The organism is Xylophilus sp. PBN-3R (genome assembly GCF_057747805.1).
Genome location: NZ_CM173225.1, coordinates 2,059,741 through 2,086,738, shown reverse-complemented (window position 1 = coordinate 2,086,738; position 26,998 = coordinate 2,059,741). Strand labels below are relative to the sequence as shown.

Sequence of the window (26,998 nt, the reverse complement as noted above, 5' to 3'; positions counted from 1 at the left end):
GACCTACAAAGGAGACACCGACATGCATCTTTCCAGGACACTCAAGCCACGCCGCCTTGCCCTGCTGGCCACCGCCGCCGTGCTCGGCCTGGGCCTGCAGACTGCCGCCCGGGCGCAGAACGGCTGGCCCGAAAAACCCATCACGCTGGTGGTGCCCTACTCCGCCGGCGGCCCCACCGACGTGGTGGCGCGGGTGCTGGCCGTGCCCATGGGCAAGTCGCTGGGCCAGACGGTGGTGGTCGAGAACACGGTGGGGGCCGGTGGCACGCTGGCCGGCGCGCGGGTGGCGCGTTCCAAGCCCGACGGCTACACGGTGCTGTTCCAGCACATGGGCATGTCCACCGCGCCTTCGCTCTATAAAAAACTCAGCTTCGACCCCCTGAAGGATTTCGAATACATCGGCCAGGTGATGGACGTGCCGATGACCCTGCTGTCGCGCAAGGATTTGCCGGTCAACAACTTCCAGGAACTGCTGGCGTACATGAAGACCAACGGCGACAAGGTGTCGATGGCGCATGCCGGCATCGGCGCCGTGTCGCAGTTGTGCGCCCTGCTGTTCACCAGCCAGACCGGCACCACACCCACCCAGATTCCGTACAAGGGCGCCGGCCCGGCGCTGAACGACCTGATGGGCGGCCAAGTCGACGTGCTGTGCGACCAGACCACATCGACCGGCCCGGTCATCAAGGACGGCACCCGTGTCAAGGTTTTCGGCGTGACCACACCGCAGCGCCTCAAGAGTTTCCCTAACCTTGCGACGCTGGACGAGCAGGGCCTGAAGGGTTTCGACGTGAAGGTCTGGCATGGCATGTACGTGGCCAAGGGCACACCGAAGGAAGCCACCAGTCGCATCAACACCGCCCTGCGCGCCGCACTGCAGGACGAGACGGTGAAAGTTCGGCTGGCCGAACTCAGCAGCGAGATCGTGTCGCCCGACAAGGTCACGCCAGAGAGCCTGCGCAACCTGCTGGCGTCCGAGATGGACAAGTGGGGCAAGGTCATCAAGGCCTCGGGCGTGCAGGCCGAATAAGAAAAAACCCCGCTGCGCGCTGCGCTGCGCCGGCGTGTCGGGGCTAGACCCATTTCGTATGGGCCATGCGCTGCACCACCAGGTCGTGCAGCGTCTGCGCCGCGACCGACAGGCTGCCTTCCTTCCGCCGCACCAGGTACACCGGCCGGGTGTACCTGGGCAGGTTCAAGGCCCGGGTCACCAGCGTCGGCCGCTGAAACTGGTACAGCGTGAGGGTGGGCACGATGCTGACACCCAGCCCGGCGTCCACCAGCCCGGTCACGGTCGCCAGCTGCTCCACTTCCAGCACCGTGTTCATCACCAGCGGATGCAGCGCTGCTTCCAGCGCCTGCCGCACGCTGGTGTTGCGCGCCATGTGCACGAACGGATAGGCCGAAATACGTTTCAACGACGGCAGCGGCCCGATCGCCAGCGGATGGTCGGTTCGGCACACCAGATGGAAACGGTCCGCGTGCAGCGCATGCAGGTGAAGCCCCGCTGATTCGGCAGCCGGCATGGCGACCGAAGCCAGCGCGAAATCGGCCTGGCCGCCGCGCACCAGGCCCATGCAGGCGTCCGACAGCCGATCCGAAAGCACCAGTTCGACGCCCGGCCAATGCGTGTGGAATTCCGCCAGGATGGCCGGCAACCATCCCGCCGACAGCGACGGCAGTGCCGCAACATGCACCCGGCCGCGCCGCCGTTCGACCTGGTCGTCGAGGCTCTTGAGGGCATCGCCCACATCGGCCAGCAGCCGCCGTGCGGAGGGCTCGAACAGCCGGCCCTCCGGGGTCAGCTGCACGCTGCGGGTGTTGCGGTCGAACAGCCGGGCACCCAGCGAGGATTCCAGCGCGCGGATGAGCGCGCTGAAGGCCGGCTGCGACAGGTAACAGGCCTCTGCCGCGCGGGTGAAATGCCGCGCATCCGCCAGTGCCAGAAAGGCGCGCAGCTGCCGCGTGGAGAGGTCGGGCTGGACATTTCCCATTGATCTGCCTGTTGGATGAATCGATCCGGATTTTCAATTTTACGGATTGTCCAGGCTTGCCTAAAGTGCGGCCAAACGACGAGACAAGGAGGGTGAGATGACAAGTTCAGGACTTCCGCTGCTGATCGGCTGCGCGGCCGGTTTTTCAGGCGACCGCACCGACGCCGCCGGCCCGGTGGTCGACACGCTGATCGAAAGGCTGGCAGGCGGACCGGAAGGCCGGCGCGCCTTCCTGATCTTCGAGACGCTGGCCGAGCGCACCTTGGCGCTGGCGCAGTTGCGCCGCCGGGCCGACCCCGAGGCCGGCTACGAACCCCTGCTCGACGCCATGCTGCGGCCGGTGCTGAAACGCTGCCTGGCGCACGGCATCCGCATCGTCGGCAACTTCGGCGCGGCCAACCCCGAGGCAGCGGCCCGCCAGGTCTTGCGGATGGCGGCGGAACTGGGTGCCGCGGCACCCAGGGTCGCCGTGGTGTGGGGCGACGACTTGCGCGGCACCTCCGCGATGGACCTGCTGCGCGCCGAACTCGGCGTGCGGCTGGCCAGCGGCGAGGTGGTCAGCGCCAATGCCTACATCGGTGCCGAACCCATTGCCGCCGCGCTGGACGCGGGCGCGCAGATCGTCGTCTGCGGCCGGGTGGCCGACCCGTCGTTGGCGGTCGGCCCGGCCGTTTCGCACTTCGGGTGGGCGGCGGACGACTGGCAGAAACTCGGCCGCGCCACCATGGCCGGCCACCTGCTCGAATGCGGCAGCCAGGTGTGCGGCGGCTACTTCGCCGACCCCGGCTACAAGGATGTTCCAGGCCTGGCGGAAGTGGGTTTCCCCATTGTCGAGATCCATGTCGATGGCAGCTGCACCATCGGCAAGTCGGCCGGCACCGGCGGTTATGTCACCGAGGCCACGGTGAAGGAACAACTGCTGTACGAGGTCCACGATCCTTCCGCCTACCTGACGCCCGACGTGGTCGCCGACATCACCAACGCCACCGTCGGCCAGGCCGGCATCGACCAGGTGACGCTGCAGGGCGTGACCGGCCATCCGCGTACCGCCAGCTATAAGGTCAACGTCTGCCACGAAGGCGGCTGGCTGGCCGAAGGCGAAATCTCCTATGCCGGCCCCCGCGCCGAGGCCCGCGCCCGGCTGGCGGCCGACGTGCTGCGCCAGCGCCTGCCCGGGCTTAAATTGCGGGTGGACCTGATCGGTGCGACCAGCATCCTCGGCGACGACGACGGCCGCCTGCTGGCCGCCAGCGCCGACCTCGGCCGGCGCGACATCCGCCTGCGGGTGGCCGCCACCCATGCCGACCGGGCGCAGGCCGAGCGCCTGGGCCGCGAGGTCACCGCGCTCTACACCTGCGGCCCGGCTGGCGGCGGCGGCGTGCGCACCAGCCTCACCGCGAGGCTCAACACTGTGTCGTGCCTGCTGCCGCGCGATGCGGTGCCCACCGGTTTTCGTTTCATCACCGAGGAAACCGCATGACCGAAACAGCCGACATGCTCACCGTTCCGCTGTACCGGCTGGCCCATGGCCGTACCGGAGACAAGGGCGACCGATCCAATATCAGCGTGATTGCCTGGCACGCCGAGCTCTGGCCGCTGCTGGTAGAACAGGTCACCACCTATGCGGTGGCGGCGCACTTCGGCCATCGGCGGCCGACCGATGTGCAGCGTTTCGTGTTGCCCAGGCTGCAGGCAATGAACATCGTGCTGGACGGTGTGCTGGACGGCGGCGTGAACGACGCACTCAACCTCGATACCCACGGCAAGGCACTGTCCTTCCTGCTGCTCGAACTGCCGATCCAGGTGCCCGCCGCACTGGCGCACCGACTGGTGGGAACCGACTGACGCACCCTTTTTTCGACAACGACAACGGAGACAAAAACATGAGATTCAACCTGCATTCACTTCCCCGACGCACCGCCCTGGCGGCCATCGCGGCCCTGGTCGCCGCACCGGCATTCGCACAGGGTTTTCCGGACAGGGCCATCACCTTCGTCGTGCCCTTCGCCGCCGGCACCGCCACCGACCAGATCGCCCGCGCGCTGGCCAACGGCGTGACCACCGAAACCAAACAGCCGGTGGTCATCGACAACCGCGCCGGCGCCAGCGGTTTCATCGCCTCGCAGCAGGTCGCAAAGGCACCGGCCGACGGGTACACCGTGCTGATCACCACCAACACCACCCACGCGGCCAACGAACACCTGTTCAAGAAACTGCCCTACGACCCGGTGAAGGACTTCGCACCGATCGCCGCGCTCGGCAAGGGCGGGCAGATCATGGTGGTGAACCTGGCATTCCCGGCCAGGTCGGTGGGTGAGTTCATCGCGCTCGCCAAAAAAGAGCCGGGCAGATATTCCTTCGGCAGCGGCAGTTCGTCGTCGCGGATGGCCGGCGAACTGCTGCAGCAGATGACCGACACCAAACTGCTGCACGTGCCCTACAAGAGCAACACCCTGGCGGTCACCGACCTGCTGGGCGGCCAGATCAGCATGATGATCACCGACACCGCGACCGGGCTGCCCCAGGTGCGTGCCGGCAAGCTGCGGGCGCTGGGCATGTCGAGCGCCAAGCGATCGCCGCTGGCACCCGACGTGCCGACCATCGCCGAAGCCGGTGTGCCGGGTTATGAAATGGGCTACTGGTTCGCCGCCTACGCGCCGGCCAAAACGCCCCCGGCGGTGGTGAAGAAACTCAACGAGATGCTGGTGAGGGCCGCGCACGGCGAAGCCGCACGCACCGCGTTCTACGAACCGACCGGCACCGAGGTGTACACCACCACATCCGAAGAACTGGCGAAGTTCCAGGCGGCCGAATCGCAAAAATGGGGCCGCATCGTAAAGGCAGCCGGCATCGAGGCCGAGTAGCCGGTGGCTATCACCGGGGATGCATGGGGCTACGGCGAACCCGGTGGCACCGCGGGCTGCCGCTGGATAGCATGGCGACCCTCATAAGCTGATAACCAGAAAGCATCCCATGTCCCTGTCGATGTACGACGCTTCTTCCAAAGTTTTCCAGCACAGCCTGGGCCGGCTGGCCTTCGTGCTGGACAGGGCCCTTGCCGATGCCGTCGCCCGAAAGATCGAGCCGACCGTGCTGGTGCAGTCCCGCCTCGCGCCCGACATGCTGCCGCTGGCCAAGCAGGTGCAGATCGCCTGCGACACCGCCAAGCTGGCGGTGGCCCGCCTGAGCGGCCAGACCGCCCCGCCCTTCGAGGACAACGAGACCACGTTCGAGCAGCTGGCCGAACGCATCGCCAGGACGCTGGCATTCATCAAGACCGTGCCGCCCGGCGCCTTCGAAGGCAGCGAGGAGCGGGCGGTGACCGTGGGATCGGGCGAGCGTGAGCGCCGGTTCAACGGCCAGGACTACCTGCTGCACTTCGCCCTGCCCAACCTGTTCTTCCATATCACCACCGCGTACGCGATCCTGCGTCACAACGGCGCGCCTGTCGGCAAGAACGACTACCTGGGCCAGGTGTAGACGCTGGCCCCCCCTGCCGCGGCCTGGTCAGCCTTTCGGCTCGGGGATCGGCTCGATACGCCCCATCAGGAACACGAACGAGAAGATCCCCACCAACAAGATCACACCGGCCAGCAGGAAGGCGTTGCCGAACGAGCCGGTGGCACCGACGATGAAACCGGTGGCGATGGGAGCGGCCGCGCCCATCAGGTTGTTGCCGAAGTTCATGAGGCCGCCGACGGTCCCCACGCCGCCGCGCGGAGCGATCAGCGAAGGCAGCGACCAGCCCACCGGTGCCGCCGCGGCCAGGCCGCCCAGGGCGATGGAGATCCAGGTGATGGCCCAGACCGGGTCGGTGGTCTGCGTGGCGCCGAAAACCGCCAGGCCCAGCACCATGCCGCACACCAGCACCGTCTTGCGGACCTTCGATTCCTCGTGACCCTTGCCGATCAGGTGGTCGATCAGCCAGCCGCCGACCACCAGGTCGGAGATGGTGGCGACCATCCAGGGGATGGCGGCGAAACCGGCCGACTTGATGATGCTCATGTGCATGGTCTGCACCAGGTAACCCGGCAGCCAGGTCAGGAACAGGTAGAACGAATAACCGTAGGCCGCGAAACCGATGGTCAGGCCCCAGACCTTGCGCTGCTGCAACAGGTAACCCAGCATGCCGCTGGCACTGACCGGCGGTACGCCTTCGGGGGCCGCGCCGCCTTCGACGATGTAGCGGCGTTCGATGGGCGACAGCTTCGTGTCGGCGCTCGGGTCGCGGTAGATGAACAGGAAGGCAAAGAAGTAGGCGAAGCTCATCGCCGCCGTCAGCGCGAAACCCCAGCGCCAGCCCATGCCGACGACCACGAAAGCCACCATCGGTACGCCGATCACGTTCGAGAACTTGGCCGCCGCATCGAACAGCGCGGTTGCGAAGGAACGTTCACCGCGCGGGAACCAGTAGCCGGTTGCCTTCGAACTGACCATGAAACCCGGAGCCTCGGCCACGCCGAGCAACATGCGCGCCGCGAAGATGCCGCCCCAGCCGCCGGCGAAAGCGGTGATGGTCGAAGCCACGCCCCATGCAAAGGCGCCCCAGCGGCCGATGCGGGTGGGGCCGAAACGATCGAGCAGCATGCCGGCCGGCACCTGCAGCAAGGCGTACGACCAGAAGAAGGCCGACAGGAAGATGCCGACCTGTTCGGGCGACAGGTTCAGATCGTGGCTGATCTGCGGGGCCGCCACCGACAGGCTGAGCCGGTCGAGATAATTGACCAATACGCCGATGCCCAGCAGGCCGCCGATGCGCCAGCGGCGGTTGGGTACTTTCTGGCCGTCGAGAAATGCCATGACTATCTTTCGAAGAAGCGGTACTTGAACTTGATGATGGGAGGCGGGGCGGCGGCGAGCGGGTCTCAGTCGCCCTGCCCAGCCGACCAGGCCGACACGCGCTGCACCAGCTGGTCGATGGAATCGGTTGCCGGGACCGGCAGCACGCCGTCTTCGCCCGTCGGGTCCTGCAGCGTGGCGAACTGGTTGTCGACCAGGCTGCTGGAAAAGAAATGGCTTGCCTTGCGCGCCTCGACGCGGTCCAGCGCCTCTTGCGGGCTGATTTCCATGAAGACGAAACGCAGGCCGGGCACGGCGGCACGCAAGGTGTCGCGGTAGGCCTTCTTGAGGGCCGAGCAGGTCAGCACCGCGCCGTCCTCGTGCCCCGCCATCGCCTCGCCCAGGGCGATCAGCCATCCGGCGCGGTCGGCATCTGTCAGCGCGATGCCGGAATGCATCTTCTCGATGTTCGCCGGGGGGTGAAAATCATCGCCTTCGATCAGGGGCAACCCCAGACTGGCAGCCAGCCGGGTGCCCAGGCTGGACTTGCCGCACCCGGAAACCCCCATCACCACCCACCAGGTCGCTGCCGGACGGCGGGCATCGTTCTTTTGGTCGTTATCTGAATTGTCGAAAGTCGCTGTCATGAGGTACGGCCCGGAAAAGTCGGACGGCAGAAGGCCGGAACAAGCCGGCCCACCATCGGACAGCGCTATCCTAATCGCCTGCCTCCTGACCCCGTATACGGGTTTGCACTAGGTCGCGGCGAACCGTCACCACCTTTACAAGCAAGCATGAGTACGCCAAAAACGCGGTCCAAAGGCCGCATCACTCTTCAGCATGTCGCCGAGCAGGCCGGCGTCAGCCCCATCACCGTGTCGCGCGCACTCCGTGGCGAACGGGCGGTCGCACCCGACCTGGTGGCACGCGTGCGCGCCGCCGCAGATGCGCTGGGATACGTTCCGGACACCGCCGCACGCGCACTGGCGTCCAGCCACAGCAGCCATGTCGCAGTGCTGATTCCCCTGCTGTCCAACACCTTGTTCGTCGACCTGGTCGAGAACATCCAGCGCGCCTTGCGGCCTGCGGGTTTCCAGACGCTGATCGGCATCACCCACTACGACCTCAAGGAAGAGGAACAGTTGCTGCGCGAACAGTTGGCGCATCGCCCGGCGGGCCTGGTGGTGACCGGCTTCGAACGCAGCGACGCGACCCGCCGGCTGATCGCCGCAAGCGGACTGCCCTGCGTCCACACGATGGAGGTGAGTGATGCACCGCAGGTGTATTGCGTGGGTTTTTCGCAGCAGGACGCCGGTCAGGCCATGACGCGGCATCTGCTGGCGGGCGGTGCGCGCCGCATCGCCTTTGCCGGCGCGCAACTGGATTCGCGAGTCATCCAGCGGGCCAACGGTTATCGGCATGCACTGCAGCTCGCGGGCTGTTACCGGCCCGAGCTTGAGTTCCTTAGACCGGAACCTTCTTCGATTGCGCTGGGCGCGCGCATGTTCGAAGACTTCATGGCCCTGCCCTCGCCGCCCGACGCCATCTTCTTCTGCAACGACGACCTGGCACAGGGCGCGCTGCTGGCCGCGTTGCGACTGGGCATATCGGTTCCGGGCACGGTGGCCGTCGCGGGTTTCAACGACCTGGCGGGCAGCGACCAGATGGTCCCGCCGCTGACCAGCCTGCGCACCCCGCGCGGCGAGATCGGCACCCGCGCCGCCACCATGCTGTTGCAGCTGATGCAGCGCCGCGCGGTGCCGCAGAGCTGTGTCGAACTCCCTTACGAACTGGTGGCGCGTGGCAGCACCGTGACGGCGAATAAGATCGCCGCCCCTGAATAATCGAAACCGCTGGCGCACATGACCGAATCCCACCATCAGGACATCACTTTCGATCGCGATGCCCTGGCCGCCTTGCTGGCAGGAAAACCGCCGGCCCTGAGCTTCGAACGCTGCGATTTTGAAGGCGCCGACCTGTCCGGCCTCGACCTGCGTGGCTGCGTCTTCACCGCATGCAACTTTGCGGAGACCGGGTTCAAGGGCGCAAAACTGAGCAGTTCGCGCTGGAAGGACTGCCGCGCCCGGCAAGCCGACTTCCAGGCGACCGACCTGACCGATGCACGGTTCTGGCAATGCGACCTGAACAATACCTTCTGGGGTGCGGCCCGCCTGTCGTCGGCGCTGTTTTCCGAAGTCAAACTCACCGGCGCCAATTTCCGGGAATGCCAGGGATTGGGCCTGAGTTTCAGGGAATCATTGTTGGTGGGCGCCGATCTGCGCGGCCTTTCATTCCGCAAACAGAAACTCGAACAGCTCGACATGAGTGATGCCGACCTGGGCGGCTGCGATTTTCGCGATGCCGTATTCAACGGCGGCAGCCTGCGGGATGCCAACCTCAAGAACACCCGGTTCGACGGCGCCGACCTGCGTTCGGTCGACCTGGGCGGAATGCGCATCACGGCGGTGGCGCAGCTGCTGAAGGGCGCGGTCATCTCTTCCGACCAGGCCGCGGAGATGCTGCGCAGCATGGGCGTGCGGGTGCATTGAACTGACGCAAAATCCGGCTCCTCAAAAGGAGACATCGGATATGGCGGAGACGGGTTTCAAACGTATCGCAATCGTCGGCGCAGGGGCCATCGGCGGTTTCATCGGCGCACGGCTGGCGGCGGCGGGGCGGGGCCAGGATCGGCAGGTCAGTGCGCTGGCCCGCGGCGCGACCTTGCATGCCCTGCGTGAACACGGCTGGCGGCTGCAGCAGCAGGGCGAACTGATCCAGGCCCCGGTCCGACAGGCTTCTGACGATCCGGCGATACTCGGCGAACAGGACCTGATCGTCGTCGCCGTCAAGGCGCCCGCGCTGGCCGAAGCAGCCGAACGGATCCGCCCGATGATCGGCCCGGACACGGTGCTGCTGCCCGCCATGAACGGCGTCCCCTGGTGGTTCGGCCATGGCGTTCCGGCCATCGGCGACCGGCCCCTCGACAGCGTGGACCCGGGCGGCCGTATCGCCACCGCACTGCCGTTTTCGCAGGTGGTGGCATGCGTGGTGCACGCCAGCACCGCCACCGCCGAACCCGGCCTGGTCCGCCACGCGATGGGCGCCGGGCTGATCGTCGGCGAACCGCAGGGCGGCTCGAGCGAACGCGCCGGACAGATCGCGGCACTGCTGAAAGATGCCGGTTTCGACGCCAGGGCGGTGCCCGATATCCGGCATCACCTCTGGTACAAGCTCTGGGGCAACCTCACCATGAACCCGCTGACCGCCATCACCGGCGCCACCAGCGACCGCGTACTGGATGACCCGCTGGTGCGCAAGTTCTGCACCGACGCAATGCGTGAATGCCAGGCCGTCGGTGCACGCATCGGCTGCCCCATCGAACAGACACCCGAAGAACGCCACCTCATCACCCGCAAGCTGGGGGCCTTCAAGACCTCGATGCTGCAGGACGTGGAAGCCGGGCGGCCGATGGAACTCGACGGTATCGTCACGGCGGTGCACGAGATCGCCCGGCGGGCCGGTGTGCCGACACCTTCGATCGACGCCCTGCTGGGCTTGGCTCGGCTGTTCGGCCGGGCCCACGGGCTCTACCCGCAGGCGGTGGCCGAATAGTCTTTCAGTGGACGTGGCCCCAATAGATCAGTGCGTCACGGCCTTCCACGGACAACGAAACCCTGCCGCCCACCGGCAGCAGCACCTTGGTGGCGACGTGGCCGAACGGCAGGCCGGTCAGCACCGGTACGTCGGTCTGTGAACGCAACCAGTCGACCACGGTCTGCATCTTGAAACCCTTGTCGTGGGAAGTCAGGCGGTAGGCGGAGAACTGGCCCAGCACGATGGCCTTCTGTCTGCCCAGCACACCCGACAGCAGCAGTTGGGTGAGCATGCGTTCTACCCGGTACGGATGCTCGTTGACGTCTTCCAGGAAAAGGATTCCGTTTTTAACCGACGGCAGGTAGGGCGTTCCGACCAGGCCCGACACCACCGCCAGATTGCCGCCCCACAAGGTGGCCTTCTGCAGGTAGAGGTCGTCGGGTGCCACGCTGGTGGCGCTGCGCGGCGTGGCCGGCATGCGCCAGCCGGCGCCTTCGCCGTGGCCGGTCAGCAGGTCATCGAAACAGGCTTCCATGATGTCGTCAGGCGTCTCCGGCGTGCCAAAGTCCGCCCCCAGCGCCGGGCCGGCCCAGGTGGTGGCGCCGGTCTTTGCCAGCACCGCCAGCTGCAGGGCGGTGAAGTCGCTCAGTCCGATGAACTTCATGCCGCCGCCGATGGCTTTTTCGAGCATCGGATAGTCGATCGACGGCAGGATGCGGGTCAGGCCGTAGCCGCCGCGAGCGATCAGCGCGACATCCGCACCACTGGCGCAGGCCCGCTCGATGGCGGTGACGCGGGTGGCGTCGTCGCCGGCGAAACGCTGGTGGGAAGTGAGTGCGTCGGCGTCGATCTCTACCGTGTGGCCAAGCGCCTGCAGGCGTTTCACGCCACGGCGGAATGCCGGCTTGTCGCGCACCGCGCCGGAAGGCGAATAAACGTAGATGGTCTTCGGGCCATGGTCGTGCGCCGGATGCGTGCAGTGGGCGTGGTCATGATCCTGGTGATCATGCTGCGAGTGGTCCGAATGTTCCGGATGGTCAGGCGTGGAAGGCAAGCGGGATGTCGGCCCAGGTCGGGCCGCCTCGTCAAAGGGATGGACGGATTCAGGCGCGGAAGTATTCCACAGCCCCCCTCAGCGCAGGCACGTTTTCGTCCGGCAGGCTGAGGCTCCGCAATGGTTTGGGCGCACGGGCGGCGGCGCCGCTGTCTGAGGGTGCTCGCCAGCCTCCCGAAAACACCCGCGCCGCGGCTGCGTGTCCCCGGTCCGGATATGGCAGCTTGCGCAGCGTTTCATGCATCGGCGACGGCAGCAGGAGCCGGCCGGCGCACTGTTCCCCCAGCGCCGCAGCCAGGGCGTCGGCCAGGCCGGTATCAGCGCCGTCGCAGACCAGCACGATGCGGCCGCGAACCAGGCCCAGGCACCAGTCGCGCAGGGCCAGCACATGCCAGTCGAGCCGATGGAAGTCCTCGCGTTTGGGTTTGTCGCTGCGACCGAAACCGATCAGGTCGGGCACCAGAACCCGCGCGCCCTGCCCGGCCAGCCCGGCCGCGACATCGGCAAAACGCTGGCTCCAGTCGGCGGGGCCGTGCAGGCAGACGAAGACCGGTGCGTCGGCGGCCGCCGAGCCGAATCCCAGGTCCAGGTAGTGCAGCCGCAGGCCTTCCAGGGCCGGAAGGTCGCTCCGATAGGCGCCTTCCCAGGCATCACCGAAGGCGCGGCGCGGTGTGCGCAGGGCGTCTTCCCGCAGCGGTTCGGCGGCACGCGCCTGCACCGCACGGCGTTCGCGAAAGAAGCTGCTGAGCAGTTCGCCGCATTGGTCGGCGAGCACGCCGCCCTGGATGCTCGTGTGATGGTTCAGGCGTGCTTCGGCGAACAGGTCGACCACCGATCCGGCGGCGCCGGTCCGTGGATCGGCCGCTCCGTAGACCACACGAGCCAGCCGCGCATGCAGCAGTGCGCCCGCGCACATCGGGCAGGGCTCGAGCGTGACGTAGAGGGTGCAGCCGTCCAGCCGATAGTTGCCCGTGGCGGCCGCGGCGGCGCGCAGGGCGACGATTTCGGCATGGGCGGTAGGGTCGGACAGTGCGACCGGCGCATTGGCACCGGCGGAAAAAACCTGGCCGTCCCGTACCAGAACCGCACCTACCGGCACCTCACCGGCCGCCTGGGCGGCGCGGGCCTGGTCCATGGCCAGGCGCATCGCCTGTTCGTCGTTCACCTCAGGGGGCTTTCTCGGCCGAATCGAGGCGGTTGCGTGCCTCGGCTGCCGCCTGGTCGAGCGCACGCTGGACCTGCTGCACCTGTTGCGCCTCCGGGTGTACCGGCGCGGCCGTGGTGACACCCGGTGCGCCGGACGCAGCCGGCACGATGGGTACGCCCGGTGCCCTGGCTTCCAGCTGCTGGCGAGCCGACAGCGCCACCACCAGCACGACCAGCAGGATCCCGACGATGCCGAACAGTGCACGCATGCCGCCTGCTCCTTATTTCACCTTGCCTTGCGACACGTCCATGACCAGACGGGTGGCCAGGTACAGGCGCGGCACGATGGTGTTGATCTGGACATATTCGGCGTCGTTCGAATGCGCGCCGAAACCGCTCAGGCCCATGCCTTCGATCACCGCGCCGCGGGACTTCAGCGCCGCAAAGGCGGCGTCGGTGCCGCCGCCGGTCGCGACGTCCATCACCTTCATCGGGATGCCCAGTTCTTCGTAGACGGCACGGCCGTGGTTGGCCAGCTTGCGGCCGGCGTCGCTGGCTTCGAGCGGCGGGCGACGCACCTCGAACTTCACCGACACCTTCGATTCGGGCAGCAGCTTGTTCTGGACCTTTTCCTGCAGCGCCTTTTCGAGGGCTTCGAAATCGGCCACCTTGAGTGCGCGGGCATCGGCCTGGGCACTGGCCTCGCCGGGAATCACGTTGCGATTGGTGCCAGCCTTGGCGACGGTCCAGTTGAGCTTGAGGCCGCGATCGTTCTGCGACAGGTCCTTCATCTGCAGCAGTTGGTGCGACATCTCGTACAGCGCATTGACGCCGCCTTCCGGACGCGCGCCGGCATGCGATGTCTTGCCGACGACGTTCAGGTAGGCGGCACCGATGCCGCTGGTCGCCAGCCGCAGGCTGCCGTCGCTGCCGCCGCCTTCGAAGGACAGCACCGCGTCCTGCTCGGCACCGTACTTGACGATGGTGCTGCGGGCGCCCGGCGAGCTGATCTCCTCGTCGCCGTTGATCAGCACGGTGAGCGTGCCGTAGTCCTTGAAACCCATCTTCTGCAGCATCGTCACCGTGTGGATGATGGCTGCGACGCCCTGCTTGTCGTCGGCGATGCCCAGGCCGTAAGCCTTGTCGCCTTCGACGCGAAAGGGCTGGTCTTTCAGCATGCCCTTTAGGTACACGGTGTCCATGTGCGCGATCAGCATGATCTTCTTGGTACCGGTGCCCTTGAACTCGGCATGCACCACCTGGCCGACCTTTTCGGGCGTGTCGTCCATGCGGAAGACATCCGTCGGCGTGATGAGCTCGACCTTGCCGCCCAGCGCCGTGAGGCGGTCGCCGATGAGCGCCGCGATCCTGCCCAGTCCTTCGATGTCCTTGCTGCCCGATTCGATGTTCACCAGGTCGCGCATGGTGTCGAGCATCCCCTGCTGCTGAGCCCTGGCGGCTTCCTGGATGGCGGCCACGGGCGCAGCGTGCGCGACGGAAACGAAAGCGAGCGTGGCGGCAGCCGCGACGGCAACCAGAGCGGGACGGTGGAAGGTACGGCCTTGCGGCATGGAGGACTCCTGGGGCAAAAAGCGGAAGTTATCACGCCGCCACCCGCCCGAATGGTGTGCGCGCACACTTACCACATATTCCGATTCCGTTGATTATTCAAGGCCGGACGACGGGGGGCAATAATGAATTTTCAACTCTGGAAAGCCATTCACCTGCATCGATATTCCCGGTATCCGCGTGGAGCCATTGGCGTAACAGAGCCTACACATTTTTCACCGCCGAATACATTCATCTGTTTTTGAATCGTATTTTCGCCTCAATCATTTTGAAGGCCACTCCAATGAACGACCCTGCCCACGTCGCAGAGACAAGACTCCAAAGCATGGTTGGCACCCTGTTGGCCCAGGAGCTGCAATACCGGATGCTCCGGTACCACTTCACTTATCCCGCCACCATCTCAGTCGAGGCGCTGCCCGATCCATGCAAATCGCTGCTGATGGCAAATGCCATAAAAACGCTCCGTTCCGGCGAAATCAAGAAGAAGGTTTTCGTTTCCTTCTTCAACTTACTCATCATTCCGGGAGCCATATTCATGACCACACCTGCCCAAGCCGAAAAGGCCATTCAAACCGACAAGGCGAATCTCCATGTCGAGCAAAAAATCGAACTCGACATGTCGCCCGCCGACGTCTGGGCCATCGTCTCCGATTTCGGCAGATTGCAGGACTGGCACCCGGTGGTGGTCGCCACGGACATCACCCACGGAACCAACAACGTGCCAGGCGCCATTCGCCGGCTGCGATTCGTCGATGGCGGCACGCTGGACGAAAGGCTGACTGCCTACGAGCCGCAAAACCGTTTGCTTCGTTACACGATCACCGGGGGGGCGTTTCCGGTTACCGATTACCTGACCACCATCGAAATCAAGGCACTGCCGGACCGCGAGAAGGCGCTGTTCAGCTGGACCGGCACATTCAGCCGGGCAGACCGGACGGCCCGGCCGGCGGCAGGCAAGGACGATGCGGCCGCAATTGCAGCCGTCAACGGTGTGTATTCGAGCGGCCTGCAGGCTGTCAGGAGGATAGTGGAAGACAGCAACGCCATACGCCAGGTGATCGGTTTCTATGCGGACGGCGGAACCGCCGGTGATTCAGCCACCGTCGCCAGGGCGTTCCATCCGTCCGCCAGCGTGAAGTTCGTCCGTGAAAATCATCTGGTGGACGAGTCGGTCGCGAACTTCCTGTCCAACTACATTCCGGCGGGAGTCGTGCAGTCCCGTACCGTGAAAATCGACCACATCGACATCGAAGGCACGGCGGCCAGCGCCAAACTGACGATCGATTACCCCACCCATCAGTTCGTCGATTATTTCAACCTGCTGAAGATCGAGGGCAAATGGCTGGTGGTCGGCAAGATTTTCAACCGCAAGGCCAAGTCCTGAAAGTCAGGCCGGGTCAGTCGCCCGATTTCTCGCTCTTGAAGAAATCGTGCATCTGGCCCAGCACCGCCGCCGGATCTTCCTCGGCCAGATAATGACCGCATCCGGTGAGTGCGCCGCTGATGTTCTCGGCCTGGGCCTGCCACAGCTCCAGCACGTCGAAACAGCGGTGCACCACGCCGTCGGCGCCCCACATCACCCGCACCGGCATGGTCAGCTTGTTGCCGGCCTCGCGGTCGTCACGGTCGTGGTCCAGGTCGATGCCGGCCGACGCGCGATAGTCCGCGCAGATGCTGGCCGCCGTCCCGGGTATGGCGATGCACCGTTCGTAGTCGGCCATGGCGGCCGGAGCGAACGGAGCCAGGCCGGCATGGCGCCGGCCCATCACCTCACGCACGTATGCGACCGGGTCGGCCTCGATCAGGCGTTCGGGCAAAGGGGCCGGCTGGATCAGGAAGAACCAGTGCCAGTAGGCCTTGGCGAAGTCCTCATTGGTGCCGGCGTACATGTCCAGCGTGGGCGCGATATCGAGCAGCATGAGTTTTTCGACACGCTCCGGATGATCGAGCGCCAGCCGGTGCGCCACCCGTGCGCCACGGTCATGCGCGCCCAGCAGAAAACGCTCGAACCCCAGGTGCGACATCAGCTGGACCATGTCCTGCGCCATGACCCGCTTCGAATAAGCCGTGTTGTTGATGCCGGCCTCGGGCCGTGACGAATCGCCGTAACCACGCAGGTCGGCCACCACCACGGTGAAACGCATCGACAACCCTTCGGCCACCCGATGCCACATGGTGTGGTTCTGCGGATGGCCGTGCAGCAGCAGCACGGCAGGCCCGTGGCCGCCTACCAGGGCATGAATGGTCGCCCCGTCGACCGCCACATCGTGGGTGGCAAATCCTTCGAACATATTGACTCCTTGGTGATCACCGCCGTATCGGCAGTCACTTCGAGGATTGTTCATGAACAAGCGGCTCGTTTCCATGGTGTTACCGATTCCCGGGTCGCCTGTACCGCGGAAAGCGGGTTCCGCGCCGCGGGATTCGGCGAGTGCCGCTGGCTGGCCGGCGAAGGCGCAGGCAGAATGCATGCCCAGAATGGCCAAAGCCTCCAAACGCAAACCTCAAGAGCCACGCCGACGGGGTCAGCCGTCCGCTTCCAGCATTCAAACGCTGGAGCGCCGGGTGGCGGAGCTGGAAGCCCAGAACAAGGTTCTGCGCTACAGCAACGCGGCCGCCGAAAGCGCCTCGGAGCGATTCGAGACGCTTTTTGCCAGCGTGCCGCTGGCACTGATGGTGGTCGACGAGCACGACATGGTGGTCCAGGGCAATGCCATGGCGCACCGGCTCTTCCAGCCCTCCGAACGCGACCGCCCGTTGGTGTCGCTGATGCCTTTTGTTAGCGTCGGACATGTGTCCAAGGTGATGCAGGGTTTCCGCGAGGCCCTGCGCAACGGCCACAGCGAAACGTCGGAGGTGGTGTTTTCCATCGGCGACCACGCCACGCTGACCGGCGACCTGCACATCCGCCGCATCGAAACCCTCCAGGAAGACGGCGAGCCGGTGGTGCAATTCATCTGCGCGGTGGTGGACCAGGGCCCGCTGCTGGCGGAGCGGCGCGCGCTGCAGCAGAGCGCCATGGCGCTGCAGGAGCGCAACGAGCAGCTTTTCCTGGGCGAACGCCGGCTCGAGGCGGTGATCAATTCCGCGCTGGACGCCATCATCTGCGTCGACCAGAACAGCCGCATCACCGTCTTCAACCCGACCGCCGCCGCGCTGTTCCAGTGCAGCGCCGGCAACGCGCTGGGCAGCCCGCTGGAGCGTTTCCTGCCCGACGCCGCCCAGGCCCTGGCATTTGCCCAGATCTCCACCCAGGCCATGCTGGGCGAACGCACCGCCCGCACCGCTTCAGGGCGTGAACTGTCGGTGGAGATCAGCGTGTCTTTCGAGCGCCACGCGGCCGGCGAAAGCACCACCGTGTTCGCCCGAGACCTGACCGGCCGCAAGAAGGCCGAGGCGCACCGGGCGGTGCTGGAAGCGCAGTTGCGCGAGTCGCAGAAGATGCAGGCCATGGGCACGCTGGCCGGCGGCATCGCGCACGATTTCAACAACATCCTGGCGGCCATCCTCGGTAATGTCGAACTGGCCGGAGCCGACCTGCCGGAAGGCGCGCCCGCACAGGAAAGCCTCCAGGAAATCGGCAAGGCCGGCCGACGTGCACGCGACCTGGTGCGGCAGATCCTCACGTTCAGCCGCAACGAACCCACGCAGCGCGCGCCGGTGTCGCTGTCGGAGGTGGTGCACGAAACCGAACGCCTGCTGCGGGTCACGCTGCCGCCGACCGTCGAACTGCGGCTGGACCTCGCCGGCAACCTGCCCCCGGTGATGGCCGACGCCACCCAGGTCGAGCAGGCATTGCTCAACCTGTGCACCAACGCCATCCACGCCGTGGGCGACGCCCGCGGTTCGGTCACCGTGCGGCTGGACATGGCCCATCCCGACCAGCGCACCTGCGAAAGGCTGGGCCTGGCGCCCGGCGCCTACGAGGCGCTGATGGTCAGCGACAGCGGCAGCGGGATCGACAAGGCCACCCTCGAGCGCATCTTCGAACCTTTCTTCACCACCAAGGTAGTGGGCCAGGGCACCGGCCTCGGGCTGTCCGTGGTGCATGGCGTGATGCGGACTCACCAGGGCGCCACGGACGTGCGCAGCGTGCCCGGACAGGGCAGCACCTTCACCCTCTATTTCCCGGCGGCGATGGCGGCCGACGGAGCGCCCACCGGCAAGGCCGAACGCCGGATCGACCCGTCGCCGGTCGCCGAAGGCCACGGCCGACACGTCATGTACGTGGACGACGACAAGGCCCTGGTGTTCCTGGTCGAACGCCTGTTGCGGCGACGCGGTTTCCGGGTCAGCGGTTTCTCGGATCCGCGCACCGCCGAAGCCGCACTCCGGGCCGACCCCGCCGCATTCGACCTGCTGGTGACCGACTACAACATGCCCGGTTACAGCGGTCTGGACCTGGCCCGCGAGGCCCGGATGATCCGCGCCGACCTGCCGGTCGCGCTGGCTTCGGGTTACGTCACCGCCGAGATCGAGGCGGCGGCCAGGCAGGAAGGCGCACGCGCGCTGATCCACAAGCCGAACGACGTCGAAGAGTTGTGCGCCACCGTGCAACGCCTGGTGCAGGGCGAACATTCTTGACGCCGCTGTTCGTGGACGACCACCTGCTCGTGGTCGACAAGCCCGCCGGCCTGCTGGCCGTGCCCGGCCGGGGCGAGGACAAGCAGGACTGCCTGATCGCCCGCCTTCACATCGACCGACCCGAAACGCTGCTGGTGCACCGGCTGGACATGGCGACGTCCGGCCTGATGATCTTCGCGCGCGATGCCGCGACGCAGGCGGCGCTCGGCCGGCAGTTCGCCGCACGCAGGGTCTTCAAGCGTTATGTGGCGGTGGTCGACGGCCGGCTGCGGCAGGCGGAAGACACGCTGGACGACGAAGGCTGGTCGATGATCGACCTCCCGCTGGCGGCCGACTGGCCACGCCGGCCGCTGCAGAAGGTCGACGCGGCCGAAGGCAAACCCAGCAGCACGCGATGGCGGGTGCTGGCGCACGACCCGCAGGCCGGCACCACACGCGTCTGGCTGCAGCCGCTGACCGGCCGCACCCACCAGCTGCGGGTGCACCTGCTGGCCCAGGGCCATGCCATCGTCGGTGATGCGCTATACGCCGAACCCGACGTGGCTGCCCGCGCGCCGCGCCTGCTGCTGCATGCGCAGACACTGGCGCTGGCGCATCCCATCACCCGTGAACCACTGCGCTTCGATGCCGAACCGCCCTTCTGAACCAAGAGCTGGAACATGACCGAAACCACCCATCTTTTTATCCTGACCGGCGCTTCGAAAGGCATGGGCCAGGCCATGGCGCACCAGTTGCTGCAGGCGGGCCATACACTGGTCTGCATGTCCCGCGGCACCGACGCCAGCCTGGAAGAAGCAGCCCTCAGGAACAGCTTCGCCGTCGCGCAATGGCCGGTGGATCTGGCGGACGGCGCTGGCGCCGCGGCTCGCCTTTCACAGTGGCTGGGCGAACAGGACGCAGCCCGCTTCGCCAGCGTCACGCTCATCAACAACGCAGCGCTGATGCCGCCGCTGGTACCGCTGCGCGATGCGTCCGCTGCCGACATCGTGACGGCGATGCGGGTCGGACTCGAAGCGCCGATGCTGCTGACATCGGCCTTCCTGTCGGCCACACGAGACTGGCAGATGCCGCGCAAGGTGCTCAATATCTCGTCCGGACTCGGACGGCGGCCGATGGCCTCGCAATCGGCCTATTGCACGATGAAAGCCGGCATGGACATGTTCACCCGTTGTGCTGCGCTGGACGAAGCCACCTTGCCTAACGGAGCGCAACTCTGCTCGCTGGCGCCGGGCGTGATCGACACCGGAATGCAGCAGCAACTGCGTGGAGCCGATGCAGCGGCGTTCCCGGACATCGGCCGTTTTGCCGGCCTGCACGCGTCCGGCAGCCTGGCCTCACCGGCCGACGCCGCGCGCGCGGTTCTGGCCTATCTGCAGCGCCCCGACTTCGGCGCCGAACCGCTGGCCGACGTGCGGGGCTGAACTCCGGCTGCGCGGCTCAGTTGCGTGTCACCAGCACCGGGATGGTGGCGTCGCCCAGCACCCGCTGGGTGACACTGCCCAGCACCAGTTTTTCGAGCCCGCGCCGGCCGTGCGAGCCGATCACGATCAGGTCGGCCTCGATGCTGTCCGCCGTCTCGACGATGCCGCGGTGAATCGCATGGCCCTCGACCACCACGGTTTCGAGTTCGAATCCCAGCGCTTCCGCCGATGCGTGCGCCTGGTCCAGGGCCGCGCTGGCTTCGTTGTTGGCCGCCACCAGGTATTGCTCCTGGCCATAAGCCATGTCGGTGCCGACACCGGTGAAGGGATAGGGATCGATCACCGAAACCGCGGTCACCGAACCGTCGGTCAGCTTGGCCAGCCGGATCGCCCGGCGCAGGGCTGCGATGGAGGTGTCGGAACCGTCGATCGGCACGAGGATTTTCTTGAACATGGCGGAACTCCTTCTTGTGATTGATGCGAGCCCACTTTATGCGCCCTGCCCCGCCGGCGGACGTAAGCGGTTTTGACAACCCCACCGGTGATTTCCCTGCCTCTCCCCCGCTCAGTCGCCCTGGAAGCCGTGCGCCCGGCAGGTCAGGACCAGGGTGTCGCGCCAGCCGCCGCCGGCATCCAGCGGCTGGATCGGTGTCGATTCATGGATCATGCGCGGGTCGTCCAGCAGCAGCAGCGACCAGGGTTCGGATAGCGTGAAACGCAGGCCGGCCGGGCCGTCGGCCTCGAACACGCGGGTTTCGCCGCCCTTGATGCCGTGACGTGACACCAGAAAAACCGCCACCAGGTCCACACCGTCGCGATGCGCGCCTTCGGGTGTCGGGCGGCCGATGCCGTCGGTGGTGTCGATGCGGAACTGATGCGCCTCCAGGAACCACGGCTGTGCGCCGCGCAGGGCCGTCGCGGCCCGGGCCATCGCTTGCAGCAGGCCGCGCCAGGCCGGCTGGACCACCGTGGCGTCGATCATCGGCGCGAACCAGCGCTGCATGCCGCCGTGCAGCGCGTTGTATTCGACCGGCTGCCAGTGCGGGCGCGGCGGCGTCTGTTCGATGCGGGCGCCGTCCACCACAAAACACGCATGCCGGCGTCGGCGGTAGTTGCCGCCGTCCTTCAGGTACTCGTCGGGCGGCAGTTCGGACCAGTCTGCGCGTAATGCTTCGAGCCCCGCCATGTCGACGCCCGCCCATGCAGATACATCTGCCGGCCCGAGTACCGCGAAACCGCGCTCCTTCAGTTGTGAATCGAGCCGCTCCAGCGGCGTCCAGGGAGGCGAGAAAGTGTTGGACATGGCAAATATCGAAAGCGGAAAACGTTCAGGCTGGGTGCGTCCGGTAGAAGGTGTCCGGCTGCAGCATCAGCGATTGTGCAGACAACTCGGCGAGCCGGTTGACACCGAGCATGCCCAGCGCCATGTCGACCTCACGCGCCAGCAGGCCGGCCGCATGCGCCACGCCGGCCGCTCCGCCGACAGTCGCGGCATAGTTGAAGGGCCGGCCGACCAGCACGAAATCGGCGCCGAGTGCCAGCGCCTTCAGCACATCGGTGCCGCGCCGGAAACCGCTGTCCACCAGCAGCGGCATCTGCGGCCCGACGGCGGCACGCACCGCCGGCAGCACCCGCATCGGCGAGGTCGCCCCGTCCAGCTGCCGGCCGCCGTGGTTGGACAGCACGATGGCGTCCATGCCTTCGTTGCGCGCCGTCACCGCGTCGTCGGGGTGCAGCACTCCCTTGATGACCAGCTTGCCCTTCCACTGTTCGCGGATGCGCCGCATGGCCGTCCAGTCGAGATGCGCGCGACCGCTGAATTCACGCACGACATTGCGCGCCATCACGGCGATGCGTTTGTCGCTGTCGCTGTTCTCGAAATGCGGCAGACCGCTGGTCAGCACGGTACGCACGAACGTGCCCAGCGCCCAGCGTGGATGGGTGATGCCGCCCCACAGCAAGGAAAGATCGGGTTTGAGCGGACTGCTGAAACCGGCACGTTCGTAGTGTTCGGTGCTGCCGCGGACCGCCACGTCGACCGTCACCACCAGAGTGCCGAAACCTGCACGCGCCGCGCGGTCGACCAGTGCGGCGATGCGTTCGGGTGTAGGCGGCAGATAGGCCTGGAACCAGCTCCCGGGTGCGGCGCGGGCCACGTCTTCCATGCGGGTCAGCGACGATCCGCTCATCACCATCGGGATGCCGGCCCGCGCCGCGGATTCGGCCAGCACTACATCGCCGCGGTAGGCGGTGAGGGCGCTGACACCCATCGGCGCAATGCCGAACGGAGCGGCGTATTCCTGCCCCATCAGTGTGGTGGAGATGGAACGTTCGGCCACGTTGCGCAACACTCTGGGCACAAAACGGATTTCGTCGAACACCCGGCGGTTGTCGTCCAGCGTGGCGCCGGTTTCGGCCGGGCTCACCACATACGAAAAAATGGCGGGAGGCAGGAAACGGCGGGCTTCCGCCTCCAGGTCGTCGAGGCAGAACACCCGGCGCATCGACCTGGGCGCGGGACTGGGTACGGTGGGCGGGTTCAAGACAGTCTCTATTTATTCGAAGGCGCAGCAGCATACAGCGATGGGGTGAGACAAAACGTCATGTTGCAGTGCGTCATCAGCAGTGGCACCATCCAGGACAAAATGCAAGCTAACGTAAACCCTAATTCGTCTTCCGCATCCACCGCCCTGGTCAGGTCGGCGCCGTCAAGGCCGCACGTGGTGATCATCGGATGCGGTTTCGGCGGCCTCGAGGCCGCCCGGGCCCTGCGCGACGCACCTGTCGACGTCACCCTGATCGACCGCGCCAACCACCACCTGTTCCAGCCCCTGCTCTACCAGGTGGCCACCGCCGGACTGGCGGCACCTTCGATTTCGGCGCCCATCCGCAACCTGTTCCGCCACCAGCCCAACGTCACCGTGCTGCTGGCCGAAGCCACCGGGATCGATGCGGACAAACGCACCGTTTCGCTGGCCGACAACACCTCGCTGCACTACGACCAGCTGATCGTGGCGGCCGGCGCGGGCCACGGTTATTTCGGCCGCGACGAATGGGCCGCCTACGCACCCGGCCTCAAGACGCTGGACGACGCCTTCAAGATCCGCCGCCGCGTGCTGCTGGCCTATGAAGCCGCCGAGCGCGAAACCGACCCGGTTGCCCGCAAGGCGCTGCTGACCTTCGTGGTGATCGGCGCCGGCCCGACCGGTGTCGAAATGGCCGGCACGCTGACCGAGATCGCCCGGCTCACGCTGCCCGGCGAGTTCCGCAACATCGACCCCGCCTCGGCACAGGTGCTGCTGATCGAAGGCGGACCCCGGGTGCTGGCAAGCTTTCCGGAAGAGCTGTCCGAAAAAGCCCGGCTGCAACTGGTGCACCTGGGCGTCGAGGTGCGGACCGGCACCCGCGTGACCCACATCGACCGCAACGGCCTGGAAGTCACTGCGCCTGACGGGAGCACTTATCGGATTCCCAGCCGCTGCATGGTATGGGCTGCGGGCGTGGCGGCTTCGCCCCTGGCGCGGCTGTTGGGCACGGCGACCGGCGCCACGGTGGACCGTGCCGGCCGGGTGGCGGTCGAGCCCGATCTTTCGCTGCCGGGCCACCCGGAAATATCGGTAGTCGGCGACATGGCCGCGGCCCTCAGCCACAAGGATGGGGAAACCCCGAAACCGGTGCCCGGCGTTTCGCCCGGTGCCAAGCAGATGGGCCGCGCTGCCGCCGCCAACCTGCTGCGCCGACTGGAAGGCAAACCCACCCTGCCCTTCCACTACGCCGATTACGGCAACCTGGCGACCGTCGGCCGCCGCGCGGCCGTCGTCGACCTGGCGGCGCCCTGGGGGCCGCTGCGTTTTTCGGGCACCTCGGCCTGGTTGTTCTGGCTGTTCGCCCACATCTACTTTTTGATCGGCTTCCGCAACCGCATCGGCGTGTTGCTGGACTGGGCTTCGGCCTATTTCCAGTTCCAGCGGGCTGCGCGCATCGTGGTCGGCGTTCAGCATCCGGCGCCCGGCCACCAGCGGACCCCGTCCGAAAAGCCGCCAACGCAGAACGGGTGATTTCTTATCATCTGCATCGTCGATAACAACACGAGGCAGACATGAAGATTTCCCGCACCCTGCAGGCGCTCGCCTGCGCCGCGCTGATGGCCTGCGGCCTGCAGGCCCAGGCCGCGTTCCCGGAAAAACCGATCAAGGTGATCATGGGCTTCCCTGCGGGCGGGCCGCTCGACCAGCATGTGCGGCTGCTGTCCGACCGGCTGCAGGCGGTGCTGGGCCAACCGATCATCGTGGACTACAAACCCGGCGCCGGCGGTTCGGTCGGCGCAGAAACGGTCGCCCGCAGCCCGGCCGACGGCTACACCCTGATGCTGGCCAACACCGGCGTGCTGGTCATCAACGGTGCCCTTTACCAGAAACCTTCGTACGACACGCTGCGCGACTTCGTGCCCATTGCCCGCACCGCTCAACAACCGCTCGCACTGCTGGTCAACAACGCAGTGCCGGCGAAGACGCTCGGAGAATTCATCGCCTATGCCCGCAAGGAACCGGGCAAGGTCAATTACGGTTCGGCTGGCAACGGCGGCATCTCGCACCTCGTCCCGGAGATGTTCAAGAACGCCACCGGCCTGTTCATGGTGCATATCCCGTATCGCGGCAGCGCGCCGGCCTTCACCGACCTGATCGGCGGCCAGGTGCAGTTCATGGCCGAATCCATTCCGCAGGCGGCGTCCTATGCCAGGCAGGGCAAGGTGCGAGCGCTGGCCGTCACCAGCCGCGAACGCAATCCGGCCCTGCCCGAGGTTCCGACCGCACAGGAGGCCGGCCTGAAAGGCTTCGAGGTCGTGGGTTTCTACGGATTCATGGCTCCGGCCGCAACGCCGCCCGACGTCGTGGCCAAACTGAGCGACGCCTTCGGCCAGGTGATGTCGCAGCCGGACTTGAAAGCCCGGATGATTGCCCAGGGCGCAGATCCGGCCTTCATGGGCAGTGCTGATTTCGGCAAGTTCCTGGCAGCTGAGACACCGCGCTGGAAAAAGGCGGTGAAGGAATCCGGCGCCCGGCTGGACTGATCGGACTGGACGTATCCGCTCACACTGAAAAAGGCGCTCCGGCGCCTTTGCTTTTTCTGGTTTTGGTGCACCGGGCCGAACGATCACCGGCCTTGGTGCATCAAGCAGCCCGCATCCGGTGCACAGGTCTTGTATACCAGTGGCACGGTTTCTGCTCATCAGTTGCATGCCCTCAGCAGCCGACATCAGCAGCCGAATCATCGAAGCCGTCATGGCCCAGAAACTCGCCCCCGGCACCCGTCTCGGCGAGCAGCAACTGGCCATGCTGTTCGACTGCAGCCGCACCATCGTGCGCGAGGCGCTGACACGGCTGGCCACCCGCGGCATCGTCACCGTCAGCGCCCGTCGCGGCTGGTTCGTGGTCGAGCCTTCGCGTGACGAGGCCCGCGAGGCCTTCGAGGCCCGCCGGGTGATCGAGGTCGGCCTGATCCGAGAAATGCCCGCCATGGGCAAACCCGCCATCAAGCAGCTCAGGCAGCACCTGCAGCGTGAAAAAGCCGCGGTGCGCGGCACCGATGTCGGCGCCCGCAGTTTCCTGCTGGGCGACTTCCATGTGTGCCTGGCCGAATGCCTGGGCAACCACCTGCTGGCCGACACGCTGCGCGACTTCACCGCTCGCACAACGCTGATCGCCATGCTCTACCAGTCGTCCCACGACGCGGTGCAGTCCTGCGAGGACCATGTGCAGATCGTCGCCGCCCTCGAAGCCGGCGACAGTGCCGAGGCCGCCCGCCTGATGGCCGCCCACATCGGCTCGGTGAAGGACGCCCTGCGCCTGCAACCCGCCGCGCCCGAAGAGGACCCGCTGAGCGGCCTGCGCGACGCGCTGGCGCCGCTGGCCACCTCCTCGCTCAAGTCACCCAAGACCTCGTCCGCCAGGAAGGCGGACGAGGTCCCTCTTTCCGATCCCCCCTCCACCTACCTGGGAGCTTTGTTATGACTTTCGCCCGCCGTCCCCTCGTTCTTGGCCTGATCGCTGCCGCATCGGTGCTGTGTGTCACCGGCGCCCACGCACAGGCCGCGCTGGACAACGTGATGAAGTCCAGGACCCTCAAGGTCGCCATCCCGACCGACTACCCACCCTACGGTTTCGTCGGCCCCGACATGGCGCCGCAAGGGCTGGACATCGAGATGGCCCGCCTGATCGCCGCCAAGCTGGGCGTCAAGGTCGAACTGATTCCGGTCAGCAGCGCCAACCGCATTCCCTACCTGCAGACCGGCAAGGCCGACCTGGTGATCTCCACCCTGGGCAAGAACCCCGAGCGCGAAAAAGTGCTGGACTTCAGCGCTGCCTACGCGCCCTTCTTCCAGGCCGTGTTCGCGCCGAAGAGCATGAACGTCAAGACCTTCGCCGACCTGAGCGGCAAGACCGTAGCGGTGACCCGTGGCGCCATGGAAGACCAGGAACTCAACAAGATGATCCCGACCGGCGTGGACGTGCGCCGCTTCGAGGACAACAACGCGACCATCGCGGCCTACGTGGCCGGCCAGACCCAGGCCATCGCCACCAGCGCATCGGTGGCCGGCAACATGATCGCCAAGAACCCCAAGATCGGTGCCGAATACAAGCTGCTGCTGAAAGACAGTCCGTGTTTCGTCGGCATGAACAAGGGCGAGGACGCACTCAAGGCCAAGGTCAACGAAGTCATCCTGGCGGCCAAGGCCGATGGCACGCTCGACAAGATGTCCAGGAAGTGGCTCGGCCGTCCGGTCGGCGACCTGCCGCTCTGATCGTTTGAATCCACGCCCCTGCGGGGGCTGTCTGCAAACTCGACAACGACAGACC

The 26,998-nt window shown here is 66.4% G+C and carries 27 protein-coding genes; 16 read left to right on the top strand and 11 right to left on the bottom strand.

The features are described from left to right. Window positions 1–22 precede the first annotated feature (22 nt). The gene (locus AC3ANW_RS09915) at window positions 23–1,030 is read left to right on the top strand and encodes a tripartite tricarboxylate transporter substrate-binding protein (RefSeq protein ID WP_488345003.1); all 1,008 of its coding nucleotides are present in this window, start codon (window positions 23–25) and stop codon (window positions 1,028–1,030) included. Window positions 1,031–1,073: 43 nt separating this feature from the next. Here the strand turns inward: AC3ANW_RS09915 and AC3ANW_RS09910 are convergent, their stop codons facing one another. Continuing rightward, entirely contained in the window at window positions 1,074–1,994 is a 921-nt protein-coding gene (locus AC3ANW_RS09910; protein ID WP_488345002.1) for a LysR family transcriptional regulator, read from the bottom strand. A gap of 97 nt (window positions 1,995–2,091) precedes the next feature. On the opposite strand from AC3ANW_RS09910, the gene AC3ANW_RS09905 reads away from it, so the two are divergent. From AC3ANW_RS09905 to AC3ANW_RS09890, 4 genes are all read left to right on the top strand, one after another. Then, complete coding sequence (locus tag AC3ANW_RS09905) at window positions 2,092–3,474, top strand: acyclic terpene utilization AtuA family protein (protein ID WP_488345001.1); 1,383 nt, start codon at window positions 2,092–2,094, stop codon at window positions 3,472–3,474. Further along, window positions 3,471–3,839: an AtuA-related protein gene (locus AC3ANW_RS09900; protein WP_488345000.1), complete on the top strand. Its 369-nt coding sequence runs from the start codon at window positions 3,471–3,473 to the stop codon at window positions 3,837–3,839. The genes AC3ANW_RS09905 and AC3ANW_RS09900 overlap by 4 nt, the downstream gene beginning before the upstream one ends. Window positions 3,840–3,877: 38 nt before the next feature. Next, complete coding sequence (locus AC3ANW_RS09895; protein WP_488344999.1) at window positions 3,878–4,858, top strand: Bug family tripartite tricarboxylate transporter substrate binding protein; 981 nt, start codon at window positions 3,878–3,880, stop codon at window positions 4,856–4,858. Window positions 4,859–4,967: 109 nt separating this feature from the next. Then, window positions 4,968–5,474 (top strand): DUF1993 domain-containing protein, encoded by a 507-nt coding sequence (locus tag AC3ANW_RS09890; protein WP_488344998.1) that lies wholly within the window; start codon window positions 4,968–4,970, stop codon window positions 5,472–5,474. Between the two features lie 27 nt (window positions 5,475–5,501). Here the strand turns inward: AC3ANW_RS09890 and AC3ANW_RS09885 are convergent, their stop codons facing one another. Together AC3ANW_RS09885 and AC3ANW_RS09880 are read right to left on the bottom strand one after the other, a co-directional pair. Further along, window positions 5,502–6,794, bottom strand: a complete 1,293-nt coding sequence (locus AC3ANW_RS09885) for an MFS transporter (protein ID WP_488344997.1) — start codon at window positions 6,792–6,794, stop codon at window positions 5,502–5,504. Window positions 6,795–6,859: 65 nt separating this feature from the next. Beyond that, a complete protein-coding gene (locus AC3ANW_RS09880; RefSeq protein ID WP_488344996.1) occupies window positions 6,860–7,420 on the bottom strand; it encodes a gluconokinase in 561 nt (186 codons plus the stop codon). Window positions 7,421–7,567: 147 nt separating this feature from the next. Here AC3ANW_RS09880 and gntR point away from each other — a divergent pair, with 147 nt between their 5' ends. Genes gntR through AC3ANW_RS09865 form a run of 3 tightly spaced genes read left to right on the top strand, consistent with a single transcriptional unit; the run spans window position 7,568 to window position 10,385 of the window. Continuing rightward, window positions 7,568–8,617, top strand: a complete 1,050-nt coding sequence (gntR, locus tag AC3ANW_RS09875) for an HTH-type transcriptional regulator GntR (RefSeq protein WP_488344995.1) — start codon at window positions 7,568–7,570, stop codon at window positions 8,615–8,617. A gap of 18 nt (window positions 8,618–8,635) precedes the next feature. Beyond that, a complete protein-coding gene (locus tag AC3ANW_RS09870; protein WP_488344994.1) occupies window positions 8,636–9,322 on the top strand; it encodes a pentapeptide repeat-containing protein in 687 nt (228 codons plus the stop codon). Window positions 9,323–9,362: 40 nt separating this feature from the next. Next, window positions 9,363–10,385 carry a 2-dehydropantoate 2-reductase gene (locus tag AC3ANW_RS09865; RefSeq protein WP_488344993.1) on the top strand — a complete coding sequence of 341 codons (1,023 nt, stop codon included), beginning with the start codon at window positions 9,363–9,365 and terminating at the stop codon, window positions 10,383–10,385. Between the two features lie 4 nt (window positions 10,386–10,389). Here AC3ANW_RS09865 and AC3ANW_RS09860 read toward each other — a convergent pair whose 3' ends face one another. The 4 genes from AC3ANW_RS09860 to AC3ANW_RS09845 are packed head-to-tail and all read right to left on the bottom strand — an operon-like array spanning window position 10,390 to window position 14,138. Continuing rightward, on the bottom strand, window positions 10,390–11,421 hold the full coding sequence (locus AC3ANW_RS09860; RefSeq protein WP_488344992.1) for an LD-carboxypeptidase: 1,032 nt from the start codon (window positions 11,419–11,421) through the stop codon (window positions 10,390–10,392). Window positions 11,422–11,470: 49 nt separating this feature from the next. Further along, complete coding sequence (gene tadA / locus AC3ANW_RS09855; RefSeq protein ID WP_488345396.1) at window positions 11,471–12,568, bottom strand: tRNA adenosine(34) deaminase TadA; 1,098 nt, start codon at window positions 12,566–12,568, stop codon at window positions 11,471–11,473. Between the two features lie 19 nt (window positions 12,569–12,587). Then, a complete protein-coding gene (locus AC3ANW_RS09850; RefSeq protein ID WP_488344991.1) occupies window positions 12,588–12,836 on the bottom strand; it encodes a hypothetical protein in 249 nt (82 codons plus the stop codon). A 12-nt stretch (window positions 12,837–12,848) separates the two neighbouring features. After that, window positions 12,849–14,138, bottom strand: coding sequence for a M20/M25/M40 family metallo-hydrolase (locus AC3ANW_RS09845; protein WP_488344990.1), 1,290 nt, complete (start codon window positions 14,136–14,138; stop codon window positions 12,849–12,851). A 323-nt stretch (window positions 14,139–14,461) separates the two neighbouring features. On the opposite strand from AC3ANW_RS09845, the gene AC3ANW_RS09840 reads away from it, so the two are divergent. Further along, complete coding sequence (locus AC3ANW_RS09840; RefSeq protein ID WP_488344989.1) at window positions 14,462–15,520, top strand: SRPBCC family protein; 1,059 nt, start codon at window positions 14,462–14,464, stop codon at window positions 15,518–15,520. 13 nt (window positions 15,521–15,533) lie between these two features. Here AC3ANW_RS09840 and AC3ANW_RS09835 read toward each other — a convergent pair whose 3' ends face one another. After that, window positions 15,534–16,427, bottom strand: a complete 894-nt coding sequence (locus tag AC3ANW_RS09835; protein WP_488344988.1) for an alpha/beta fold hydrolase — start codon at window positions 16,425–16,427, stop codon at window positions 15,534–15,536. Window positions 16,428–16,605: 178 nt separating this feature from the next. On the opposite strand from AC3ANW_RS09835, the gene AC3ANW_RS09830 reads away from it, so the two are divergent. From AC3ANW_RS09830 to AC3ANW_RS09820, 3 genes are read left to right on the top strand one after another with little or no spacing between them, the layout of a single operon-like run. After that, a complete protein-coding gene (locus AC3ANW_RS09830; RefSeq protein ID WP_488344987.1) occupies window positions 16,606–18,720 on the top strand; it encodes a PAS domain-containing hybrid sensor histidine kinase/response regulator in 2,115 nt (704 codons plus the stop codon). After that, window positions 18,717–19,364, top strand: coding sequence for an RluA family pseudouridine synthase (locus tag AC3ANW_RS09825; RefSeq protein WP_488344986.1), 648 nt, complete (start codon window positions 18,717–18,719; stop codon window positions 19,362–19,364). Before AC3ANW_RS09830 ends, AC3ANW_RS09825 begins: the two co-directional genes overlap by 4 nt. 15 nt (window positions 19,365–19,379) lie before the next feature. Further along, window positions 19,380–20,141 (top strand): SDR family NAD(P)-dependent oxidoreductase, encoded by a 762-nt coding sequence (locus tag AC3ANW_RS09820; protein ID WP_488344985.1) that lies wholly within the window; start codon window positions 19,380–19,382, stop codon window positions 20,139–20,141. A 16-nt stretch (window positions 20,142–20,157) separates the two neighbouring features. Here AC3ANW_RS09820 and AC3ANW_RS09815 read toward each other — a convergent pair whose 3' ends face one another. The 3 genes from AC3ANW_RS09815 to AC3ANW_RS09805 all read right to left on the bottom strand — a co-directional run bounded on the left by AC3ANW_RS09815 (window position 20,158) and on the right by AC3ANW_RS09805 (window position 22,645). Further along, the gene (locus tag AC3ANW_RS09815; RefSeq protein ID WP_488344984.1) at window positions 20,158–20,595 is read right to left on the bottom strand and encodes a universal stress protein; all 438 of its coding nucleotides are present in this window, start codon (window positions 20,593–20,595) and stop codon (window positions 20,158–20,160) included. Between the two features lie 111 nt (window positions 20,596–20,706). Further along, complete coding sequence (locus AC3ANW_RS09810; RefSeq protein WP_488344983.1) at window positions 20,707–21,444, bottom strand: 2OG-Fe dioxygenase family protein; 738 nt, start codon at window positions 21,442–21,444, stop codon at window positions 20,707–20,709. A 25-nt stretch (window positions 21,445–21,469) separates the two neighbouring features. Continuing rightward, window positions 21,470–22,645 carry an alpha-hydroxy acid oxidase gene (locus AC3ANW_RS09805; RefSeq protein WP_488345395.1) on the bottom strand — a complete coding sequence of 392 codons (1,176 nt, stop codon included), beginning with the start codon at window positions 22,643–22,645 and terminating at the stop codon, window positions 21,470–21,472. Between the two features lie 141 nt (window positions 22,646–22,786). Here AC3ANW_RS09805 and AC3ANW_RS09800 point away from each other — a divergent pair, with 141 nt between their 5' ends. The 4 genes from AC3ANW_RS09800 (at window position 22,787) to AC3ANW_RS09785 (ending at window position 26,943) form a co-directional block, all read left to right on the top strand. After that, complete coding sequence (locus tag AC3ANW_RS09800) at window positions 22,787–24,199, top strand: NAD(P)/FAD-dependent oxidoreductase (protein ID WP_488344982.1); 1,413 nt, start codon at window positions 22,787–22,789, stop codon at window positions 24,197–24,199. Window positions 24,200–24,240: 41 nt separating this feature from the next. Continuing rightward, the gene (locus AC3ANW_RS09795; RefSeq protein WP_488344981.1) at window positions 24,241–25,212 is read left to right on the top strand and encodes a Bug family tripartite tricarboxylate transporter substrate binding protein; all 972 of its coding nucleotides are present in this window, start codon (window positions 24,241–24,243) and stop codon (window positions 25,210–25,212) included. A gap of 166 nt (window positions 25,213–25,378) precedes the next feature. Further along, on the top strand, window positions 25,379–26,152 hold the full coding sequence (locus tag AC3ANW_RS09790) for a GntR family transcriptional regulator (RefSeq protein ID WP_488344980.1): 774 nt from the start codon (window positions 25,379–25,381) through the stop codon (window positions 26,150–26,152). Then, window positions 26,149–26,943 (top strand): transporter substrate-binding domain-containing protein, encoded by a 795-nt coding sequence (locus AC3ANW_RS09785; protein WP_488344979.1) that lies wholly within the window; start codon window positions 26,149–26,151, stop codon window positions 26,941–26,943. The genes AC3ANW_RS09790 and AC3ANW_RS09785 overlap by 4 nt, the downstream gene beginning before the upstream one ends. Window positions 26,944–26,998 lie beyond the last annotated feature (55 nt).

What these genes read in the sequence shown, in the direction of transcription:
- AC3ANW_RS09815 (WP_488344984.1), bottom strand. Translation starts at nt 20,595, where the DNA reads ATGTTCAAGAAAATCCTCGTGCCGATCGACGGTTCCGACACCTCCATC.
- AC3ANW_RS09905 (WP_488345001.1), top strand. Translation starts at nt 2,092, where the DNA reads ATGACAAGTTCAGGACTTCCGCTGCTGATCGGCTGCGCGGCCGGTTTT.
- AC3ANW_RS09890 (WP_488344998.1), top strand. Translation starts at nt 4,968, where the DNA reads ATGTCCCTGTCGATGTACGACGCTTCTTCCAAAGTTTTCCAGCACAGC.
- AC3ANW_RS09845 (WP_488344990.1), bottom strand. Translation starts at nt 14,138, where the DNA reads ATGCCGCAAGGCCGTACCTTCCACCGTCCCGCTCTGGTTGCCGTCGCG.
- AC3ANW_RS09895 (WP_488344999.1), top strand. Translation starts at nt 3,878, where the DNA reads ATGAGATTCAACCTGCATTCACTTCCCCGACGCACCGCCCTGGCGGCC.
- AC3ANW_RS09915 (WP_488345003.1), top strand. Translation starts at nt 23, where the DNA reads ATGCATCTTTCCAGGACACTCAAGCCACGCCGCCTTGCCCTGCTGGCC.
- AC3ANW_RS09830 (WP_488344987.1), top strand. Translation starts at nt 16,606, where the DNA reads ATGCCCAGAATGGCCAAAGCCTCCAAACGCAAACCTCAAGAGCCACGC.
- AC3ANW_RS09910 (WP_488345002.1), bottom strand. Translation starts at nt 1,994, where the DNA reads ATGGGAAATGTCCAGCCCGACCTCTCCACGCGGCAGCTGCGCGCCTTT.
- AC3ANW_RS09820 (WP_488344985.1), top strand. Translation starts at nt 19,380, where the DNA reads ATGACCGAAACCACCCATCTTTTTATCCTGACCGGCGCTTCGAAAGGC.
- AC3ANW_RS09790 (WP_488344980.1), top strand. Translation starts at nt 25,379, where the DNA reads ATGCCCTCAGCAGCCGACATCAGCAGCCGAATCATCGAAGCCGTCATG.
- AC3ANW_RS09880 (WP_488344996.1), bottom strand. Translation starts at nt 7,420, where the DNA reads ATGACAGCGACTTTCGACAATTCAGATAACGACCAAAAGAACGATGCC.
- AC3ANW_RS09785 (WP_488344979.1), top strand. Translation starts at nt 26,149, where the DNA reads ATGACTTTCGCCCGCCGTCCCCTCGTTCTTGGCCTGATCGCTGCCGCA.
- AC3ANW_RS09870 (WP_488344994.1), top strand. Translation starts at nt 8,636, where the DNA reads ATGACCGAATCCCACCATCAGGACATCACTTTCGATCGCGATGCCCTG.
- AC3ANW_RS09850 (WP_488344991.1), bottom strand. Translation starts at nt 12,836, where the DNA reads ATGCGTGCACTGTTCGGCATCGTCGGGATCCTGCTGGTCGTGCTGGTG.
- tadA (WP_488345396.1), bottom strand. Translation starts at nt 12,568, where the DNA reads ATGCGCCTGGCCATGGACCAGGCCCGCGCCGCCCAGGCGGCCGGTGAG.
- AC3ANW_RS09840 (WP_488344989.1), top strand. Translation starts at nt 14,462, where the DNA reads ATGGTTGGCACCCTGTTGGCCCAGGAGCTGCAATACCGGATGCTCCGG.
- AC3ANW_RS09810 (WP_488344983.1), bottom strand. Translation starts at nt 21,444, where the DNA reads ATGTCCAACACTTTCTCGCCTCCCTGGACGCCGCTGGAGCGGCTCGAT.
- AC3ANW_RS09800 (WP_488344982.1), top strand. Translation starts at nt 22,787, where the DNA reads ATGCAAGCTAACGTAAACCCTAATTCGTCTTCCGCATCCACCGCCCTG.
- AC3ANW_RS09885 (WP_488344997.1), bottom strand. Translation starts at nt 6,794, where the DNA reads ATGGCATTTCTCGACGGCCAGAAAGTACCCAACCGCCGCTGGCGCATC.
- AC3ANW_RS09795 (WP_488344981.1), top strand. Translation starts at nt 24,241, where the DNA reads ATGAAGATTTCCCGCACCCTGCAGGCGCTCGCCTGCGCCGCGCTGATG.
- AC3ANW_RS09835 (WP_488344988.1), bottom strand. Translation starts at nt 16,427, where the DNA reads ATGTTCGAAGGATTTGCCACCCACGATGTGGCGGTCGACGGGGCGACC.
- AC3ANW_RS09900 (WP_488345000.1), top strand. Translation starts at nt 3,471, where the DNA reads ATGACCGAAACAGCCGACATGCTCACCGTTCCGCTGTACCGGCTGGCC.
- AC3ANW_RS09865 (WP_488344993.1), top strand. Translation starts at nt 9,363, where the DNA reads ATGGCGGAGACGGGTTTCAAACGTATCGCAATCGTCGGCGCAGGGGCC.
- AC3ANW_RS09805 (WP_488345395.1), bottom strand. Translation starts at nt 22,645, where the DNA reads ATGCGCCGGGTGTTCTGCCTCGACGACCTGGAGGCGGAAGCCCGCCGT.
- gntR (WP_488344995.1), top strand. Translation starts at nt 7,568, where the DNA reads ATGAGTACGCCAAAAACGCGGTCCAAAGGCCGCATCACTCTTCAGCAT.